Here is a 2542-nt window from a genome sequence, read left to right as displayed (position 1 = left end):
GGATTACCTTATTTATTTAATACTTGCGATTTCTGACTGCCGAAACTCAATCTCGTCGTCATGATTGATGTAGCGCTCCAATAAGTTGTGGTAGGAGAGCAGGTTTTTTGATTGATCGTGCTCAACCCGATATGGCCCGTCAGCCATAACCTCCATTCGGCTTATCAGGGATTGGAGAACGACCAAGGCAGCATCAGTGCTGACACCAGGCGTCGCTATCGCCGATAAGCACTCCGGAGCTCCATAACCCGCCAGAGGCCCTATGGCTTCTGGTAGCTGATTCCACTTTGTCTTGCGTGCTGCTGTGACGAGATCTTCCAGAGCTTTCCTGGTCTTCTCCTTCATTGCAGTTTGAAAAGCGGCCAACAGAGCATCGAAGGCACCCTTATCCAGAAGGGTGGGGCCAGCAAAATATAGCAGTGAAGCTAGCGAATAGTTCTGGCCATCAGCATAAAAATCGATCCCTCTTTCGAAGTAAAACGGCTCGACTGCATAGTCCAAGAAGATCAGTAACAGGAGGAAGCGCTTGTCACAGACATAGGTCACACACTTGTAGTTAGTATGGATATCACCCAGCAAACCGAGCAATCTTGGGTGATTCTTTGGCCGACGGGACAGCGCCTGGTACTTGAGTTCAGTCGCCTGCAAGCTGGGAAAGTGCTCCTTGATTAATCGCTCAGCTTCTTCATCGTTTATGGAAACGGCCGCTGCACCTTGGAAGGGTTGCTCAGCGTTTAATAGGTCGAATCCTGTATACCCGCTCTCATCAATCCGGAAGCATTCCATGAAAGACCTCTTGTTTAGAACGGTGGCAAATCTTTCGATCAGCACCTCTGCCAATACCTACGCAATGATCTCTATGTTTATGCCTATATTTAGTCATACCTGATTACGCATAAGGCTCAGCCATCTTCAGGAACCGATATGGCATCGGCGGGGTCCTCGCCGCCACCGTGAGAAAGCGCGGAATCATGGCCTTGAGGTCATAGCGCCGATTGAAGCGGTACTCGAATTCGGCCAGGTAGCGTGGGGCATGCTGCCCGCGAATGGCATGGTAAGTGCCCGTGATGGCGTTCTTGACGTTACCCAGCAGGGTGTTGACCCAGTTGAACTCAGGGTTCTCCACACTGGCACGCCCACCTCCGGTGATGTGACGGTCGTGGGCGTAGGTAGGGGTGTCGAAGGCTCGGAAACAGCCGAGGCCGTCGCTGATGACCTGACTACCAGGCGCAATGGCCTGTTGGGCGTAGCGACGTAACTCGGCAAGGGTAAAGCCGCTCACACGGCGCAGCTGAACCCGCTGAGGGTGCCCCTCCTCATCGGTTTGCACGGCGGCGACAAACGGGAACTTGTGCTCAGCGCCGCGCCCACGCTTTCCCGGCCGCTCACCGCCCAGGTAGGCGTCATCGATCTCGATGCGCCCGGAGAGCGTCTCTCCCTGGTTGCGTTCGTGCATGACCTGCAGCAGCTTGTGTTTGAGCTTCCAGGCCGTGTTGTAGGTGACGCCGAGCTCCCGGGACAGCTGCAGTGCCGAGATACCGCTCTTGCGCTGGGTGAGCAGATAGATCGCCAGGAACCAGGTGGTCAGCGGCAGGTGCGTACCATGGAAGATCGTACCAGCGGTCAGCGAGGTCTGATGATGGCAGCGATGGCACTGGTAGAGCCCACGCGAGAGTTGGCAGTAGGTCGTGTTGCCGCAGTCGGGGCAGACGAAGCCCCGCGGCCAGCGATGCTGAAAGAGAGCCTCCCGGCATTGCCCTTCGCTGCCGTACTGCTCAAGGAAGGCCGGCAGCGACAGGCCGGGCTGGAACTGGATAGGGTTGCGAGCCATGACGTCGCCTCCTCTACTGGATATAACCTCAGTATAGGACAGGTTGGCGGAATGGTGGCTGATCAACATGCGTAATCAGGTAGTCATATAGACAGTGAAGAATGATGCCGCCCAACGCCCGAGTTAAGCCGCGCCGAAGGCGTCGGCTTGAACGAATTGTTAGGCCAACGCCTCACCGCAGCTGCTCAACCCTGACAGCCTTGTCTATGCCATCGACCTTCATCTTCCAGCCACCACCTGACTGGTAGATCAGAACGTCGGGCATGTATGCATAGTGGTACTCGTAGTAGTACTCCGCCTGCATCCAAATCTGGCCATTCATGAGCTTCACTACTGTCTCGCCTTCCCACCCCTCAAACTCACCGTCAACTTGCGACTCAATCACGGATTGGGCGGATGCGTCAGATGAGTAGACGACGGACAAGAGCCCGCCGCTGAAGAGAGCGGCGGCCAGCGTTACGCTTAAGATGTTTGTTGCACGACTCATATCTATCTCCCCTGTTGGCCTAACAGTTGTATTATGTAGCATGCTTGATATTCCACTTGAACGCGCACGCGCGTTCAACAATATTATGCTGCGCGACCACCCCCTCCCATCCTATTGAAATTCCTAATAATTAAGTATAGTTCGGCGGTATAACACCAATCATATCGCATGCTGCATATCTCCAATGAACGTGCTCGCCGCCTTTGCCGGCATGGTCGCGGTAG

At 54.8% G+C, this 2542-nt stretch carries 3 protein-coding genes; all 3 read right to left on the bottom strand.

The window, feature by feature from the left end:
- Positions 1-12 precede the first annotated feature (12 nt).
- The gene (locus Q673_RS20755) at positions 13-831 is read right to left on the bottom strand and encodes a hypothetical protein (protein WP_235048465.1); all 819 of its coding nucleotides are present in this window, start codon (positions 829-831) and stop codon (positions 13-15) included.
- Between the two features lie 58 nt (positions 832-889).
- Positions 890-1831, bottom strand: coding sequence for an IS1595-like element ISHsp3 family transposase (locus Q673_RS20750; protein ID WP_023004543.1), 942 nt, complete (start codon positions 1829-1831; stop codon positions 890-892).
- 172 nt (positions 1832-2003) lie between these two features.
- Positions 2004-2318 (bottom strand): hypothetical protein, encoded by a 315-nt coding sequence (locus Q673_RS0117910; protein ID WP_023004542.1) that lies wholly within the window; start codon positions 2316-2318, stop codon positions 2004-2006.
- Positions 2319-2542: the final 224 nt, after the last annotated feature.

Source organism: Halomonas sp. PBN3 (genome assembly GCF_000475415.1).
Lineage (GTDB): Bacteria > Pseudomonadota > Gammaproteobacteria > Pseudomonadales > Halomonadaceae > Halomonas > Halomonas shengliensis.
This window is presented reverse-complemented; position numbering and strand designations above follow the sequence as displayed.

Coding starts and splice junctions, on each gene's coding strand:
- Q673_RS20750 (WP_023004543.1), bottom strand. CDS start 1,831: ATGGCTCGCAACCCTATCCAGTTCCAGCCCGGCCTGTCGCTGCCGGCC.
- Q673_RS0117910 (WP_023004542.1), bottom strand. CDS start 2,318: ATGAGTCGTGCAACAAACATCTTAAGCGTAACGCTGGCCGCCGCTCTC.